At 66.3% G+C, this 15,371-nt stretch carries 18 protein-coding genes; 13 read left to right on the top strand and 5 right to left on the bottom strand.

All coding sequences use genetic code 11. From position 1 onward, the window contains the following. Window positions 1-25 precede the first annotated feature (25 nt). The gene (locus SALA_RS10750; protein WP_011542398.1) at window positions 26-529 is read right to left on the bottom strand and encodes a GNAT family N-acetyltransferase; all 504 of its coding nucleotides are present in this window, start codon (window positions 527-529) and stop codon (window positions 26-28) included. Window positions 530-619: 90 nt separating this feature from the next. Here SALA_RS10750 and SALA_RS10755 point away from each other — a divergent pair, with 90 nt between their 5' ends. Both SALA_RS10755 and SALA_RS10760 read left to right on the top strand, forming a co-directional pair. Continuing rightward, window positions 620-991 carry a dihydroneopterin aldolase gene (locus SALA_RS10755; protein WP_041384057.1) on the top strand — a complete coding sequence of 124 codons (372 nt, stop codon included), beginning with the start codon at window positions 620-622 and terminating at the stop codon, window positions 989-991. Further along, a complete protein-coding gene (locus SALA_RS10760; RefSeq protein WP_011542400.1) occupies window positions 988-1,749 on the top strand; it encodes an SDR family oxidoreductase in 762 nt (253 codons plus the stop codon). Before SALA_RS10755 ends, SALA_RS10760 begins: the two co-directional genes overlap by 4 nt. A gap of 191 nt (window positions 1,750-1,940) precedes the next feature. Here the strand turns inward: SALA_RS10760 and SALA_RS10765 are convergent, their stop codons facing one another. Together SALA_RS10765 and SALA_RS10770 are read right to left on the bottom strand one after the other, a co-directional pair. Beyond that, window positions 1,941-3,374 carry an NAD-dependent succinate-semialdehyde dehydrogenase gene (locus SALA_RS10765; RefSeq protein ID WP_011542401.1) on the bottom strand — a complete coding sequence of 478 codons (1,434 nt, stop codon included), beginning with the start codon at window positions 3,372-3,374 and terminating at the stop codon, window positions 1,941-1,943. A gap of 154 nt (window positions 3,375-3,528) precedes the next feature. After that, window positions 3,529-4,128: a TIGR02466 family protein gene (locus SALA_RS10770; RefSeq protein ID WP_011542402.1), complete on the bottom strand. Its 600-nt coding sequence runs from the start codon at window positions 4,126-4,128 to the stop codon at window positions 3,529-3,531. A 46-nt stretch (window positions 4,129-4,174) separates the two neighbouring features. Here SALA_RS10770 and SALA_RS10775 point away from each other — a divergent pair, with 46 nt between their 5' ends. From SALA_RS10775 to SALA_RS10790, 4 genes are all read left to right on the top strand, one after another. Beyond that, complete coding sequence (locus SALA_RS10775) at window positions 4,175-5,095, top strand: SMP-30/gluconolactonase/LRE family protein (RefSeq protein ID WP_011542403.1); 921 nt, start codon at window positions 4,175-4,177, stop codon at window positions 5,093-5,095. Window positions 5,096-5,105: 10 nt separating this feature from the next. After that, on the top strand, window positions 5,106-5,795 hold the full coding sequence (locus SALA_RS10780) for a VIT1/CCC1 transporter family protein (protein WP_011542404.1): 690 nt from the start codon (window positions 5,106-5,108) through the stop codon (window positions 5,793-5,795). 87 nt (window positions 5,796-5,882) lie between these two features. After that, a complete protein-coding gene (locus tag SALA_RS10785) occupies window positions 5,883-6,989 on the top strand; it encodes a DUF2855 family protein (protein WP_011542405.1) in 1,107 nt (368 codons plus the stop codon). Then, window positions 6,986-7,633: an HAD-IA family hydrolase gene (locus tag SALA_RS10790; RefSeq protein ID WP_011542406.1), complete on the top strand. Its 648-nt coding sequence runs from the start codon at window positions 6,986-6,988 to the stop codon at window positions 7,631-7,633. Before SALA_RS10785 ends, SALA_RS10790 begins: the two co-directional genes overlap by 4 nt. 98 nt (window positions 7,634-7,731) lie before the next feature. Here the strand turns inward: SALA_RS10790 and SALA_RS10795 are convergent, their stop codons facing one another. Next, on the bottom strand, window positions 7,732-8,625 hold the full coding sequence (locus SALA_RS10795; protein ID WP_011542407.1) for a LysR family transcriptional regulator: 894 nt from the start codon (window positions 8,623-8,625) through the stop codon (window positions 7,732-7,734). Between the two features lie 91 nt (window positions 8,626-8,716). Between SALA_RS10795 and SALA_RS10800 the strand changes: the two genes are divergently transcribed. From SALA_RS10800 to SALA_RS10820, 5 genes are read left to right on the top strand one after another with little or no spacing between them, the layout of a single operon-like run. Further along, on the top strand, window positions 8,717-9,427 hold the full coding sequence (locus SALA_RS10800) for a CoA transferase subunit A (RefSeq protein WP_011542408.1): 711 nt from the start codon (window positions 8,717-8,719) through the stop codon (window positions 9,425-9,427). Next, the gene (locus SALA_RS10805) at window positions 9,427-10,062 is read left to right on the top strand and encodes a CoA transferase subunit B (protein WP_011542409.1); all 636 of its coding nucleotides are present in this window, start codon (window positions 9,427-9,429) and stop codon (window positions 10,060-10,062) included. Before SALA_RS10800 ends, SALA_RS10805 begins: the two co-directional genes overlap by 1 nt. A 3-nt stretch (window positions 10,063-10,065) precedes the next feature. Next, window positions 10,066-10,515 carry a hypothetical protein gene (locus SALA_RS10810; RefSeq protein WP_011542410.1) on the top strand — a complete coding sequence of 150 codons (450 nt, stop codon included), beginning with the start codon at window positions 10,066-10,068 and terminating at the stop codon, window positions 10,513-10,515. Between the two features lie 46 nt (window positions 10,516-10,561). Next, window positions 10,562-11,539 carry an NAD-dependent epimerase/dehydratase family protein gene (locus tag SALA_RS10815; protein ID WP_011542411.1) on the top strand — a complete coding sequence of 326 codons (978 nt, stop codon included), beginning with the start codon at window positions 10,562-10,564 and terminating at the stop codon, window positions 11,537-11,539. Further along, window positions 11,527-12,207: a glutathione S-transferase family protein gene (locus SALA_RS10820; protein WP_011542412.1), complete on the top strand. Its 681-nt coding sequence runs from the start codon at window positions 11,527-11,529 to the stop codon at window positions 12,205-12,207. Before SALA_RS10815 ends, SALA_RS10820 begins: the two co-directional genes overlap by 13 nt. Window positions 12,208-12,320: 113 nt before the next feature. Here SALA_RS10820 and SALA_RS10825 read toward each other — a convergent pair whose 3' ends face one another. Next, on the bottom strand, window positions 12,321-12,839 hold the full coding sequence (locus SALA_RS10825; protein ID WP_041383272.1) for a sterol desaturase family protein: 519 nt from the start codon (window positions 12,837-12,839) through the stop codon (window positions 12,321-12,323). A 226-nt stretch (window positions 12,840-13,065) separates the two neighbouring features. On the opposite strand from SALA_RS10825, the gene leuC reads away from it, so the two are divergent. Together leuC and SALA_RS10835 are read left to right on the top strand one after the other, a co-directional pair. Then, the gene (gene leuC / locus SALA_RS10830) at window positions 13,066-14,496 is read left to right on the top strand and encodes a 3-isopropylmalate dehydratase large subunit (RefSeq protein WP_011542414.1); all 1,431 of its coding nucleotides are present in this window, start codon (window positions 13,066-13,068) and stop codon (window positions 14,494-14,496) included. A 25-nt stretch (window positions 14,497-14,521) separates the two neighbouring features. Next, a complete protein-coding gene (locus tag SALA_RS10835) occupies window positions 14,522-15,370 on the top strand; it encodes an N-acyl homoserine lactonase family protein (RefSeq protein ID WP_011542415.1) in 849 nt (282 codons plus the stop codon). The last annotated feature ends 1 nt before the right edge of the window (window position 15,371 follow it).

The raw sequence follows: 15,371 nt of genomic DNA on the forward strand, positions 1-15,371 counted from the left end.
GCAACCCTCACAGCTGCCCGATGGGTCAGCGCGGCCCGATCATGCCCGCGCCGACCGGCGGATCATAGCCGTTCACCGGGCGCGCAAGCAGGCGCCGCCGCTCGAACGGTCCCGGCAGATCCCATTCGCCCGTGGCATCGACCGTAAAGCCGAAGAAGCGGCCATAATATTCGGGATCGCCGATCATCATCAGCGCACCGTCGGCCGCAGTTTCGGCGGCGGCGAGCATCTGCGCCATCAGCGCGCGGCCGTACCCGCCGCGCTGGACGTCGGGGCGCACCGCGACGGGGCCGACCATGACGAGCGGCGTCGCCGTGCCGTCGGCAGCGCGGTGCGCGACCGGCCAGCACTGGATCGCGCCAACGAGCGCCCCCTTTTCGACCGCCGCAAAGCTGAGCGCAGGCACCGCTTTCATGCCGTTGCGGATGCGATAGGCGATGCGTTCAAAGCGGTCGGCGCCGAACGCCGCGTCGAGCAGATCCTCGACCGCCGCCGGTTCGATGTTCGACAATGGAAGTAACTCGACCAACGCGCACCCTTTCGCTAATGCGGCGGCGCTTTAGGGGTGCGGGGTGGCGATGCAAAGCCGAATGTCGCACCCGGTGGACAGGAATATCTTGTGACCGATACATTGTGGCTGGAGGTGGACGGAATCACCACCCAGGTGCTGACCGGCATCTATTCCGAAGAAACGCACCTGCCGCAGCCGCTGCGCATTTCGGTGCGCGCACGGCTGGCGATCGCCGATCATTATGAGCCGACGACGCCGCTCAGTCGGTCCAAAAATTATATGCACCTGAAATTCGCGGCGACCGAGGCCATTCCCAAGGATGTGCATTTCGTGCTGATCGAAAGCGTCGCCGATCATATCATCGACACCTTGTTCCTGCAGGACGACAAGGTCGAGGAGGTCGAGGTCAAGATCGTCAAGCTGGCGATCGCCGAAGAAGGCGAAGAGATCGGGATCACCATGCGGCGGGTTCGCAAATGACGCAAAAGCTCGCTCTCGTCACGGGCGGGCTCCACCGCGTCGGCGCCGCGATTTCGGCGCGGCTCGCGCGCGAGGGCTATGCGCTGGCGATCCACAAGCGCAGCCCCGGCGAGGCCGACCCGGTGCTGGCCGAAGCACTCGCCGAGACCGGCGCGGTCAGCCATCGCTTTGCCGCCGACCTGTCCGATCCGGCGGCGGTCGAGGCGCTGGTCCCCGCAGTGATCGAACGATTCGGCCGCGCGCCCGACCTGCTCGTCAACAATGCGGCGCTGTTCGCCGAGGGCGAATGGGCCGACCTGTCGGCGGCTGCGCTCGCCGAAATGATGCAGGTCAATCACCATGCGCCGGTAATGCTCGCCAGGGCGCTCGTCGCGGCGAGCGAGGGCAGGCGCCCCGCGATCGTCAATATCGTCGATCAGCGCGTCGCGCATCCGGTGCCCGACCAGATCGCCTACAGCCTGTCGAAAGCGGCGCTGTGGCAGGCGACGGCGACGCTGGCGGTCGCGTTCGGCAGCCGCGCGCGCGTCAACGCCGTCGCGCCGGGGCTGACGCTGGCGACCGGCGATTATTCGGCGGCGCAGGTCGAACGGCTGGCAAAGCGGATGCCGCTGGGCGCGCTGCCGACCCCCGCCGAGGTCGCCGACGCGGTCGCCTGGCTCGCGCGCGCCGAGGCGGTGACAGGGCAGACGATCTTTGTCGACGGCGGCGCGCATCTGGCGCCGCTGGGACGCGATTTTGTGGCGCTGGACCGGGATTGAGCGTTGCTGGCTGACGTTGGCCGGTTTCGACCAACAGCAGCCATTTCTATCGTCGTCATCCCGGCGAAGGCCGGGATCTCACCCTCTCGTCCTGACGCACCGGCGAGATCCCGGCCTTCGCCGGGATGACGAATAGCGGTAGGGCAGCCCTTCACCCCAAACCACCATTCGCCTGAGCGCCGTGCGGCGCATCAATAAATATGCACCGCCTTCGTCACCAGATAGCCGTCCAGCCCCTCGGGCCCGCTTTCGCTTCCGAAACCCGATTCCTTGATCCCGCCGAAGGGCGTGTCGAGCGCCGAGATGACGAAGCTGTTCACCCCGACCATCCCGCTTTCGATGCTGTCGACGATCCGGTTGATGCGCCGCCCATTCTCGGTGAAGGCAAAGGCGGCGAGGCCGTAGGGCAGGCGATTGGCCTGTTCGAGCGCCTCATCCTCGGTGCCGAACGGGCGGATCAGCGCCAACGGGCCAAAGGGTTCGTGGTTCATCGCGTCGGCCTCGACCGGCACATCGGCGATCGCGGTGGGCTGGAAAAAATAGCCCTCGCCCGTCGCCTCGCCGCCCGCGATCACGCGCGCGCCCTTTGCTTTTGCATCGGCGACGAGCGCCTCCAGCGCGGGAATGCGGCGCGCGTTGGCGAGCGGACCCATCTGCGTGTCGGCGTCGAGGCCGCTGCCAATCTTCACCTTGGCGGTACGCTCGGCAAAGCCCTTTACGAAGGCGTCGTAGATGCCCTGCTGGACATAGAAGCGCGTCGGCGAGATGCACACCTGTCCAGCATTGCGGAACTTCTGCCAAACGACGCGATCGAGCGTGGTTTCGAGGTCGCAGTCGTCGAAGATCAGCACCGGGGCATGGCCGCCCAGTTCCATCGTGATGCGCTTCACCCCGTCGGCGGCGAGCCGCATCAGATGCTTGCCCACGGCGGTCGAGCCGGTGAAGCTGACCTTGCGGATCACGGGACTGGCAAGAAGATGTCGGCTGATCATGTCAGGATCGCCATAGACCAGCTGCGCCACATCGCCGGAAATCCCTGCGTCGGCGATGCAGCGCATCACCGCGCTGGTGCAGCCGGGCGTTTCCTCGGGCGCTTTTGCGATCACGACGCAGCCCGCGGCGAGCGCGGGGGCGATTTTCTTGACCATCAGATTGACCGGGAAGTTCCACGGGCTGAAGCCCGCGACCGGGCCGACCGGATGTTTGGTGACCATCGCGCGCTGGCCGAGCGGGCGCTGGAGCACGCGGCCCTCGATGCGTTTGCCCTGCTCGGCGAAATAGTCGAACAGCCCCGCCGCCGAGAGCACCTCGCCGCGCGCTTCGGCGATCGGCTTGCCCTGTTCGAGCGTCAGTAACGTCGCGATGTGATCGACGCGCTCACGGATCAGCCCCGCAGCCTTGTGCATCAGCGCGGCGCGCTCGTCGGGGGTCCTGGCGCGCCAGGCCGGCCAGCCGCGTTCGGCAGCGGCGAGCGCTTCGTCGAGGTCGGCGCTGGTCGCCACCGGCAGCGCGGCGATCGTGCCCGCGGTCGCCGGGTTGAACACCGGCCGCTCGTCGCGCCCCTCGCCGCTCCGCCAGGCGCCGTTGATGAAGAGCTGGAGGTCGGCGTCGTAGGTGGCGGTCATGGGAAACACTTTCGCTGCGCCCCCGAAATCCGTTCGTGTCGAGCGAAGTCGAGACACCCATCGGAACAGCGCAAGGCCGAGAGGCGTCTCGACTTCGCTCGACACGAACGGGAAGAGGGCATAGTCTAACAGATGCGCGCGATATAGGATTGGCTCAACGATAGTTAAAGCTGATGCTGATCCGCTCGCCCTTGCCCGCGTGCGGCATCACCTCGTGCCTCAGCCAGCTTTCCCACAAAAAGACGCGGCCCGCGGCGGGTTCGGCGTAGACGAAGGGGCGGAGATATTCGGGGGCATCGTCGGTACGTCCCGGCGCCGCCATCAGCATCGGCAGGCGCGGGTCTTCGAGCTTGAGCGCGCCCGACCCCGGCGGCACGGCGACGTAGAAGGTGCCCGAGACGATGGAATGCGGGTGGATATGGCCGCTGTGCGTGCCGCCGGGTTTCAGGATATTGACCCACAGGCTGTCGAGTTTCAGCGGTTTGGCAAGGTCGAAGTGGCACGCCCCGGCAAAGGCCTTCACCTGCTTGTCGAGCAGTTTTTTCAGATCGTAAAAGGCCGGGTCGCGTTCGGGCAGGTCGCCGAGACTCGCGTAGCTGGTATAACCCTTATAGCCATGCTCGCGGCTCCACGCTTTCCCGGCGCCATCCTCTTCGGCGAACAGGCGGCAGCTTTCCTCCAGCGCATCGAGCAGGTCGGGGGTGCCGATGTCGGCTTCGTAGAAAGTGCTGGCGAAGAGCGTGCGAACGGGCATGATGGCCGCAAAGCACAGCCGATGAGCGAGAGCAAGGGAGATGGGGATGGCCGAGTTTGAACTGATCGCCGACGGACTGCGCTTTCCCGAGGCGCCGGTGGTGATGGACGACGGCAGCGTCATCGTCACCGAAGTCGCCGCGGGGCGGATCACGCGCTGCTGGCCCGGTGGCAGAAAACAGGTGATCGCGACACCCGGCGGCGGCCCCAACGGCCTGGCGATCGGTCCCGACGGCAAGCTCTATTGCTGCAACAATGGCGGGTTCAACTATGTCGAATCGAACGGCTATCTGGCGCCGCACGGCATCGCCGACGATTATTCTGGCGGGCGGATCGAGCGGATCGACATCGCGACGGGCGCGGTCGAGGTGCTTTACCAGTCGGGCGATCACGGCGTGGTGCTGCGCGGCCCCAACGACCTGATGTTCGACAGCCACGGCGGCTTCTGGTTCACCGACCATGGCAAGGTCGATTATGCCAAGCGCTGTCACGACATCGTCGGCATCTTTTATGCCAAGGCCGACGGCAGTTTTATCGAGGAAGTGATCTTTCCGAGCTATAACCCCAACGGCATCGGCCTCTCGCCCGACGGGAGCAAGCTCTACGCCGCGGAAACCTATACCTGCCGGCTGACCCGGTTCAACATCGTCGCGCCCGGCAAGGTCGACGATGCCGCAGGACCGGGCGGCCCCGGCATTCCGCTCTATCGCCCCGCGGGCTATAAGTTCTTCGACAGCCTTGCGATGGAAGCGAACGGCAATATCGCCGTCGCGACGATCGGCGAATGCGGGATCAGCGTCGTTTCGCCCACGGGCGAGCTGGTCGAGTTCGTCGCCACCGACGATATTTTCACGACCAACATCGCCTTTGGCGGGCCCGACCGGCAGGATGCCTATATCACCCTGTCGGGAACCGGAAGACTGGTGAAGACACGCTGGACGCGGCCGGGATTGCCGTTGCCATATTGAGAGGGCCGCGATGCACGAGGAAAATCACGCGGTCACGCGCATCGGCTGGCTACGGGCGGCGATCCTGGGCGCCAACGACGGGATCGTCTCGACGGCAAGCCTGATCGCGGGCGTCGCGGCGGCGGGCGCGTCGGAAGCGTCGATCCTCATCACCGGCAGCGCCGGGCTCGTCGCGGGCGCGATGTCGATGGCGGCGGGCGAATATGTCTCGGTCAGCTCGCAGGGCGACGCCGAAAAGGCCGATGTCGAACTGGAGAGACGGCACCTTGCCGCGGACCCGGAGTTCGAGCTGGAAGAGCTGACGCAAATCTATGAGGCGCGCGGGCTCGACCGGCTGCTCGCCGAACAGGTCGCGGTGCAGCTGACCGCGCACGACGCGCTCGACACGCATTTGCGCGACGAGTTGGGGATGAGCGCGGTATCCGCAGCGCGGCCGATTCAGGCGGCGGCGGCATCGGCGGCGAGCTTTTCGGTCGGCGCGGCGCTGCCGCTCGCGACGGTGCTGCTCGACCGCGGCACGTCGCTGCCATGGACGGTGTCGGCGGCGTCGCTCGCCTTCCTCGCGATCCTTGGCGCGCTGGGCGCATGGGCGGGGCAAGCACCGATGGTGCGCGCGGTCGTCCGCGTGACCTTTTGGGGCGCCTTTGCGATGGCCGCGACGATCGCGATCGGGTCGCTGCTCGGCACGACGGTGGGTTGAGACCGGCGGCGATTGTCAGCGGCGCCCCCATCTGTATGACTGGCGACCGGCCCGCGTCCGCGGGAAAAGCAATCGGAGGGGTCCGCAATGAACGCAAACCGCTGGGCGATCGACATCGATCGCGACGATATCACGCAAGCCCGATTGGTCGAGGAAGCCCGCGAGCCGCTCGCGCCGGGTCAGGTGCGCGTGCATCTCGACAGCTATGCAATGACCGCGAACAACATCACTTATGCGGTGTTCGGCCAGCCGGCGGGCCTGTTCGGCAACGACCAGGGCTATTGGGATTTCTTTTCCGAACCGGGCGCCCCTGGCCGCCTGCCGGTGTGGGGTTTCGCGACAGTGACCGAAAGCGCGGTCGAGGGCGTCGCGGCGGGCGAGCGTTTCTATGGCTATTATCCGATGGCGAGCGATGCGGTGCTGACCGTGGGCAAGGCCGGGCCGGGCGGATTTACCGACGTGACGCCACGGCGCACCACCCTGCCCCCGATCTATAACCAGTATCAGCGGATCGAGGCGCTGGAGGGCTATCGCGCCGCCGACCATGATTATTGGCCGGTGTTCCGCCCGCTGTTCCTGACCGGCTGGCTGATCGCTGACCAGTTCGCGGACGAGGGCGATTATGGCGCCGACCAGATCCTGATCGCCAGCGCGTCGAGCAAGACCGCGATCGGCCTGGGCTTCACATTGAAGCAGCGGCCCGAACCGCGCCCCGAAACGGTCGGCCTGACCAGCGCGGCCAATGTCGAGGCGCTCGCCGCGCAGGGCATTTACGACCGGGTGATCAGCTATGACCAGATCATGACGCTCAACGCCGCCGCCCCCGCGGCGCTGGTCGACATGGCAGGCAATGGCGCGGTGACGCGCGTCGTGCACAGCCATTTCGGAAACAACCTCATGGCCTCCATCGTCGTCGGCAAGTCGCACTGGGATGCGCAGGCCGACGTCGAAGGCCTGCCCGGCCCCCAGCGGCAGGGTTTCTTCGCGCCCGGCCGCAGCCAGAAGCGCATCGCCGACTGGGGCGGGGCAGCCTTCGGTGCGAAGATCGCCGAGGCCTGGACCGCCTTCATGGACGTTGCCCCGCGGCTGGCGGCGATCGACACGCGCAAGGGCGGCGAAGCCGCGCTCGCCGCCTATCGCGAGATGCTGTCAGGCGCAGCCGACCCGCGGAAGGGAATCGTCGTCGTGCCATGACCTACACCACCGTCATTTTCGATTTCGGCGGCGTCATCACCGCCTCGCCCTTCGAGGCATTCAACCGGCTGGAGGCCGAGCGCGGGCTGCCGCGCGATTTCATTCGCCGCGTCAACGCCGCCGACCCCGACGGCAACGCCTGGGCCCGCTTCGAGCGCGCCGAGATCGACGCCGCGGCGTTCGACAGCCTGTTCGCGTCCGAGGCGCGCGCGATGGGCCACGAACTGGAAGGCGAAGCGGTGCTGGCGGTGCTCGCCGGTGCGGTGCGTCCGGCGATGGTCGCGGCGCTCGACACGCTGAAAGCCCGCGACTTTGGCACTGGGTGCATCACCAACAATGTGCCGTCGGGCAAGGGCGCCGGGATGGCGCGCAGCGAAGAACTCGCGGCCGAAGTTGCGGCGATCATGGCGCGATTCGACCATGTGATCGAATCGAGCAAGGTCGGCGTGCGCAAGCCCGATCCGCGTATCTATGAAATGATGTGCGAGGCGCTGGGCGTGCAGCCCGCCGAATGCGTCTATCTCGACGACCTTGGCATCAACTGCAAACCCGCAAGCCAGTTGGGGATGCACGCGATCAAGGTGACGAGCGGCGAACAGGCGCTCGCCGACCTGTCGGCGGTGCTGGGGATGGAGCTGCCCTGAATTGGCTGTTTTTTTGGGTGGGGAGTGGCCTGAAGCGATCCTCCCCCAACGGGGGAGGATCGCTTCAGGCCGCAATCGGTCGTTTCCGGCCGTCCGGTTCAAACCGCCACCTCAGCGAGGTCGAGCTTCGCCGCGCGCTCGAAGATTTGCGTCAGCACGGGCTCGGTGTCGGCGACGCGCATCGCGACGTGGAAGGCGACCGGGGCGAGCGCGGGCATCGCGGCAATTTCGACGAGCGCGCCCGCCGCGATCTCGCCGCGCACCATCGGGCGGGGAAAGATGCCGATGCCGCCGCCCGCGCGCGCGATGTCGATCATCATGCGGGCGTTGTTGCAGAGGTTGAGCGATTTTTGCGCTATGCGCGACGCGGCGATCGCCTCGCGCATCCGGCCGTGAATCGGCGAATGGCTGGCGAGCGACCAGACCGGCGGCATCGCCTCGCCCCCTGCAAAGGCGGCGGCGACCGCCGGATTCGCGAGCCACACCAGCTCGACCTCACCGATCGGGCTGGTCTTGAGCGCCGGGTGCGCGATCGGCCCCGCGGCAAAGGCAATGTCGGTGCGCCCGGTGAGCAGTTGCTGGATGAGGTTGGCGGTCAGGTCGATCTCGATCTCCAGCGCGACATTGGGCATGTCGGCCTTCAACCGCGCGACAAAGGCGGGCAGACAGCTCGCCGCCGCAATCTCCCCCGCGCCGATGCGCACGACGCCGCTCGCCTCGGCAAAGCCGCCGCTGCCGAGCAGCGCGAGCTGCATGTCGCGCAGCAACGGGTCGCAGTCGCGCACCAGCTTGCGCCCCGCAGCGGTCAGCGCCATCGTCCGGCCGTCGCGGTGGAACAGCGGTGTGCCGAGCCTTTGTTCAAGCTCGCGCATCCGCGCCGACACCGCGGGCTGCGTCGTGTTGAGCCGTTCGGCGGCGGCCGAAAAGGTGCCGAGCCGGTCGATCCAGAGCAGGGTTTCGAGATGGTAGAGCGCGACGCGATTGATAGACATAATTTATCCATAATCGAAAATTAGAACAATTAGAATTGATGGATTATTTGCGCCAAGGTCGCGCCCGCACCCCCAGCCAGGAGGCCGTTGAATGGCGAACAAGCTTTATCCCGACGCCGCTGCCGCGCTCGACGGTCTGCTCTTTGACGGGATGCAGATTTGCGCGGGCGGCTTTGGCCTGTGCGGCATCCCCGAACGGTTGATCGACGCGGTCCGCGACGCGGGGGTCAAGGATCTGACCATCGCGAGCAACAACGCCGGGATCGACGGCGAAGGACTCGGCAAGCTGCTACGCACGCGGCAGGTCAAGAAGATGATCTCGTCCTACGTCGGCGAGAACAAGGAGTTCGAGCGGCAATATCTGGCGGGCGAGCTGGAGGTCGAGTTCTGTCCGCAGGGGACGCTCGCCGAACGCTGCCGCGCGGGCGGCGCGGGCATTCCGGGCTTCTATACCAGAACCGGCGTCGGCACGCTCGTCGCCGAGGGCAAGGAAGTGAAGAGTTTCGACGGGCAGGATTATATCCTGGAGCGCGGCATCTTCGCAGACCTCGCGATCATCAAAGGGTGGAAAGCCGACGAAAGCGGCAACCTGATTTTCCGCAAGACCGCGCGCAATTTCAACCAGCCGATGGCGACCGCGGCCAGGATCTGCGTCGCCGAGGTCGAGGAAATCGTGCCTACGGGCAGCCTCGACCCCGACTGCATCCACCTGCCCGGCATCTATGTGAAGCGGATGATCGTCGGCGCGCCGTACGACAAGAAGATCGAGTTCCGCACCGTTCGCCCGAGGGAGACCGCCTGATGCCCTGGACCCGCGACGATATGGCGGCGCGCGCCGCAAAAGAGCTGCAGGACGGCTATTATGTCAACCTCGGCATCGGCATCCCGACGCTGGTGGCGAACCATATCCCCGCGGGGATGACGGTGACGCTCCAGTCCGAGAACGGGATGCTGGGGATCGGCCCCTTTCCCTTTGAGGGGGAGGAAGACCCCGACCTGATCAACGCGGGCAAGCAGACGATCAGCGAGCTGCCGCAATCGGCCTATTTCTCGTCGGCCGACAGCTTCGCGATGATCCGCGGCGGGCATATCGACCTGACCGTATTGGGCGCGATGGAAGTCGCCGAAAATGGCGACATCGCCAACTGGATGATCCCCGGCAAGATGATCAAGGGCATGGGCGGCGCGATGGACCTGGTCGCCGGGGTCAAGAAGATCATCGTCGTGATGGAGCACAATGCCAAGGACGGCAGCCCGAAGTTCATCCCCGAATGCACCCTGCCGCTGACGGGCAAGAATGTCGTCGACATGATCATCACCGACCTTGCCGTCTTCCGCCGCGACGACCACGACAGCCCCTTCCGCCTGATCGAACTCGCGCCGGGGGTGACGGCGGAGGACGTCGCGGCCAAGACGACGGCGCATTATATTGGCTGAATATTGGCTGACGTCGCGGCGCATCCGGGCTCGCCCTGGTTGCTCGTCGGCGGCTGCCTGTCGATCATCGCCGCGCTCGCGCACCTCGCCTGCATTTTCGGCGGGCCCGAATGGTATCGCTTCTTCGGCGCAGGCGAAGCGATGGCGCGCGCGGCGGGGCGCGGCGAATGGATGCCGACGCTGGTGACGCTGGGGATTGCGGCGATGTTGCTTCTCTGGGCCGCCTATGCGCTGTCGGGCGCGGGGCTGCTGCCGCGCCTGCCGTTGCTGCGCACCGGGCTGGTCGTCATCGTCGCCATTTATTTGCTCCGCGCGCTGGCCTTTGTGCCGCTGAACCTTGTGACGTGCCACTATTCGGACGGCTTTGCGATCGTTTCGTCGCTGATCGTGCTGATTTACGGCGCGGTTTACGCTGTCGGCACCGCAAAAGCGTGGGACCATCTTGCACCCTGACCGGCGCCGCGGATAAGGGGCGCACACCACCCAGGCGGAGGATCATATGCGCGTTCTGCTCAGCGGATCGTCGGGATGGCTGGGACGCCATCTGGCGCCGCTGCTCGCACGAAATGGCCATGAGGTCATCGGACTCGACGTCGTCCCCGGCGTGCATACCCACGTCGTCGGCACCGTCGCCGACCGCGCGCTGATCGAGCGGACGATGGGCGAGCATGGCATTGACGCCATCATTCATGGCGGCGCGCTGCACAAGCCCGACATCGCGCGACATCCGCGCCGGGCCTTCATCGACGTCAATGTGACGGGCACGCTGAACCTGATCGAAGCGGCGGTCGCGGCGGGCAACGACCGTTTCCTCTTCACCTCGACCACCTCGCTGATGGTGCGCGCCGAAGTCCGCGCGGGCGCGGGCGAGCGCGGCGCGTGGTGGATGGACGAGGATTTCGGTCCGCTGGAACCGCGCAACATCTATGGCATCACCAAGCTGGCCGCCGAGCAGGCGGTCAGGCTGGTCCACCGCGAGCATGGGATCAACGTCGCGATCCTGCGCACCGGGCGCTTCTTTCCCGAGGATGACGATACGCACGCCGTGCCGAGCGGCCCGAACCTGAAAGCGAATGAATTGCTCCACCGCCGCCTGACGGTCGAGGATGCCGCGGCGGCGCATCTCGCCGCGCTGGAGGCGGCGCCGACGATTGGCTGCGATAGCTTCATCCTTTCCGCGCCGCCGCCCTTCGCACGCGACGATGCCGAGGAGCTGGCGCGCGACGCACGCGCGGTAATCGCACGCTATCACCCCGACGCCGCCGAGCTTTATGCCGCCAAAGGCTGGGTGCTCCCCGCGACAATCGACCGCGTTTACGACCCGTCGCGCGCCGAGCGCCGCTTCGGCTGGCGCGCCAGGAGCAACTTCGGCAGCGTGCTCGCGGCGCTGCGCGACGGCACGCCGATGCCCTTTGCGCACGACCCCGGCTATGTCTCCCCCATGATCGCCCAGGAACGCGAAGCATGTATGAGCTGATCACCGCCAACCGCAATTATTCGAGCTGGTCGCTGCGCCCGTGGATATTGATGAGGGGTCTGGACATCGCGTTTCGCGACCGCATCGAGCCCTTTACCAAGCCGAGCAATTACGAGGAGTTCCGCGCCTTTTCACCGACCGGACAGGTGCCCGTGCTGCTTCACGAGGGCCGGACGATCCACGATTCGCTGGGCATCGCGCTTTATCTCGCCGACCGGCACGCGGGCGTGTGGCCGACCGATCCCGATGCGCGCGCCTGGGCGGTCTGTGCCGCGTGCGAAATGCACAGCGGCTTTGCGGCGCTCCGCAATGATTGCACGATGAACGTCGGGGTGCGCGTGACGCCGAAGCCGATGTCCGATGCCCTGTGCGCGAACGTCGCGCGCATCCGCGAATTGTTCGAGGAAGGGCTGGCGCGCTTTGGCGGGCCGTGGCTGGCGGGCGCCGACTTTACCGCCGTCGATGCCTTTTTCGCGCCGGTCGCCTTTCGTATCCGCACCTATGGCCTCGACGTCGGCGCAGGGCAGGCGTGGGTCGATCATATGCTGGCGCATCCGGCGATGCTGGAGTGGGAGCGGCAGGCGCTCGCCGAGCAATGGCGCGAAGAAAGCCATGAGGCCGAACTGGCGGCGGCGGGGGTGATTACGGCGGATTATCGGGTGGGTTAGACCGAACAAACTCCGTCATTGCGAGCGAAGCGAAGCAATCTCCAGCTATGCGCCATGCGCAAGGACGACAGCTTGAGATTGCCGCGTCGCCTTCGGCTCCTCGCAATGACGGATTAATCGGCCAAAGCCTCGCGCACCACCGCGATCCCGGCCTCGCGCTGGGCTTTCAATTCGGCCTTCAGCTTCGCGGGATCGCGCGCAAAGACGAAGCCGAAACTCACCCCGCCCTCTTTGCCGATCGTCGCATGATGGAGCTTGTGCGCCTGCACGAGCCGCTTGGCATAGCCGCGGCGCGGGACCCAGCGGAAATAGCGCTGGTGGACGAGCCCGTCGTGCACCAGCGTATAGATGATGCCGTAAAGGAGGATGCCGAGCCCGATCCACGTTCCCGGCTTCCACGCCGCGGCACCCATGATCATCGGACTGCCGATGGCGAAGGCCGAAATGCTCATCGCCGCGCCGAACAGCGCGAACAGATCGTTCTTTTCGAGGCGGTTGTCGTGCGGTTCGTGATGGTCGCGGTGCCACGCCCAGCCAAAGCCATGCATGATATATTTGTGCGACGCCCAAGCGACGCCCTCCATCGCGATGACGGTGGCGAGGACAAGGAAAAGGATGGCGGGGAGCGACATATGGGGATTATAGGCGCGTCGAAGACATGATGCCATACTCCGCGCGTCATCCCGGCGAAGGCCGGGATCCCGCCGGTGCGACATACCGATAGGGTGAGATCCCGGCCTTCGCCGGGATGACGATTAAGAGAGGGCTGGGCACGGCGCGCGGGCCATTGCGACCGAAAATTGCGTTTTCCTTCGCCACTCGCTTGCAAAGTTATGCAGGCGGCGTAAGTGATCCCGCATGACTCGGCCCCGCACGCTTTACGAAAAAATCTGGGACGCGCATGTCGTCGAACGGCGCGGCGACGGCACCTGCCTGATCTTCATCGACCGCCACCTCGTCCATGAAGTCACCAGCCCGCAGGCCTTTGCCGGGCTTCGCGCGAGCGGCCGCACGGTGCGCCGCCCCGACCTGACGCTCGCGGTGCCCGACCATAATGTGCCGACGACGCCGCGCAAGGATGCGGCGGGCAACCGGCTGCCGATCGCCGACCCCGAAAGCGCGGCGCAATTGGCGGCGCTGGAGAAGAACGCGCCCGAGTTCGGCATCCGTTACATCGACGCGATCGCGCCCGAGCAGGGCATCGTTCATGTCGTCGGCCCCGAACAGGGTTTTTCGCTGCCCGGCGCAACGATCGTTTGCGGCGACAGCCACACGGCGTGCCACGGCGGCATCGGCGCGCTCGCCTTTGGCATCGGGACGAGCGAGGTCGAGCATGTTCTGGCGACGCAGACCCTGCTGCTCCAGCCCGCGAAGACGATGGAGGTGCGCGTCGAGGGCGACGTCGGCCCCGGCGTCAGCGCGAAGGACATCATCCTGCACATCACGGGCACCATCGGCGCCGCGGGCGGCACGGGCCACGTCATCGAATATACCGGCAGCGCGATCCGCGCGCTGTCGATCGAGGGGCGGCTGACGATCAGCAACATGGCGATCGAGGGCGGCGCGCGCGCCGGACTGATCGCGCCCGACGAGACGACTTTCGCTTATCTCAAGGGCCGCCCCTACGCCCCGAAGGGCGCCGACTGGGACGCCGCGGTCGCTTACTGGAAAAGCCTGACCACCGATCCCGGCGCGACTTACGACAAGGTGGTCGTCATCGACGCCGCCGACATCGCGCCCAGCGTGACGTGGGGCACGAGTCCCGAGGACGTCGTGCCGATCACCGGCACCGTGCCCGATCCGGCAAGCTTTTCCGATCCGTCGAAACGGGCCGCCGCCGCCAAGAGCCTGGCCTATATGGGGCTCGAACCCGGCACGCGGATGCAGGATGTGCCGGTCGAAAATATCTTCATCGGCAGCTGCACCAACAGCCGGATCGAGGATTTGCGCGCCGCCGCAGCGGTGCTGAAGGGTCGCAGGAAGGCGCCGGGCGTCAAATGGGCGATCGTCGTTCCCGGTTCGGGCCTGGTGAAGGCTCAGGCCGAGGCCGAGGGACTCGACCGCATCTTCATCGACGCGGGACTCGAATGGCGCGAGCCCGGCTGTTCGGCGTGCCTCGCGATGAACCCCGACAAGGTGCCCGCGGGCGAGCGCTGCGCATCGACGAGCAATCGCAATTTCGTCGGTCGGCAAGGACCGGGTGCCCGCACGCACCTCGTCAGCCCCGCGATGGCCGCGGCGGCGGCGGTGACCGGAAAGCTCACCGACGTGCGCGAATTAATGGCATGAACGCAGACAGAGGGAGCCGAAGGGCATGATCGGGAAAGCTGTCATAACGATCGCGGCGGCACTGGCGCTCGCCACCCCCGCGCTGGCGCAGGACAGGCCCGCAGCTGCGAAGCTCAGCCTGACCCGGCTCGATTGCGGGACGGTGCGCGTCAACCGGCTCAACGCCTTTTCGGATACCGAGGCCTATCCGGGGCAAAGCCGTGACCTGACGGTCGGTTGTTATCTCATCCGTCACGGCGACCAGCTGATGCTCTGGGATCTGGGCCTGCCGACCGCGCTGAAGGGCGCGGCGTTCAACACCGACGGCGACATGTCGGCGACGGTGCGCACAAGCCTGGTCGAGCAACTCGCCGAGCTGGGCATCAAGCCCGAGGAGATCGACGTCGTCGGCGTCAGCCATTTCCACTTCGACCATATCGGTCAATTGCCCGATTTCCCGGCCGCGAAGCTCTACATCGGCAAACGCGACTGGGACTGGCTGATCGACAGCGGCCGCCCGGCGTGGGTCAATCCCCAACCCTTTACCCACTGGATCGGCGGCGGCGGCGCGGTCGAGCCGGTCGAACGCGACAAGGACATTTTCGGCGACGGTCGCGTGATGATGCTCGACATGCCGGGGCATACGCCGGGCCACCACGTGCTGCTCGTGCGGCTCGCCGGCATGGGTCCGGTGCTGCTGAGCGGCGACCAGGCGCATTTTCAGGAAAATTACGACAGCGAAGGCGTGCCGGAGTTCAACACCGACCGCGCCCAGACGCTCGCGTCGTTCGACCGCTTCAAGGGGCTGGCGAAGAATCTGGGCGCGACGGTGATCATCCAGCACGAGCCGCGCGACGTCGCCAAGCTGCCCCCCTTTCCCAAGGCGGCCGAATGAC

The organism is Sphingopyxis alaskensis RB2256 (genome assembly GCF_000013985.1).
GTDB classification, from domain to species: Bacteria; Pseudomonadota; Alphaproteobacteria; order Sphingomonadales; family Sphingomonadaceae; genus Sphingopyxis; species Sphingopyxis alaskensis.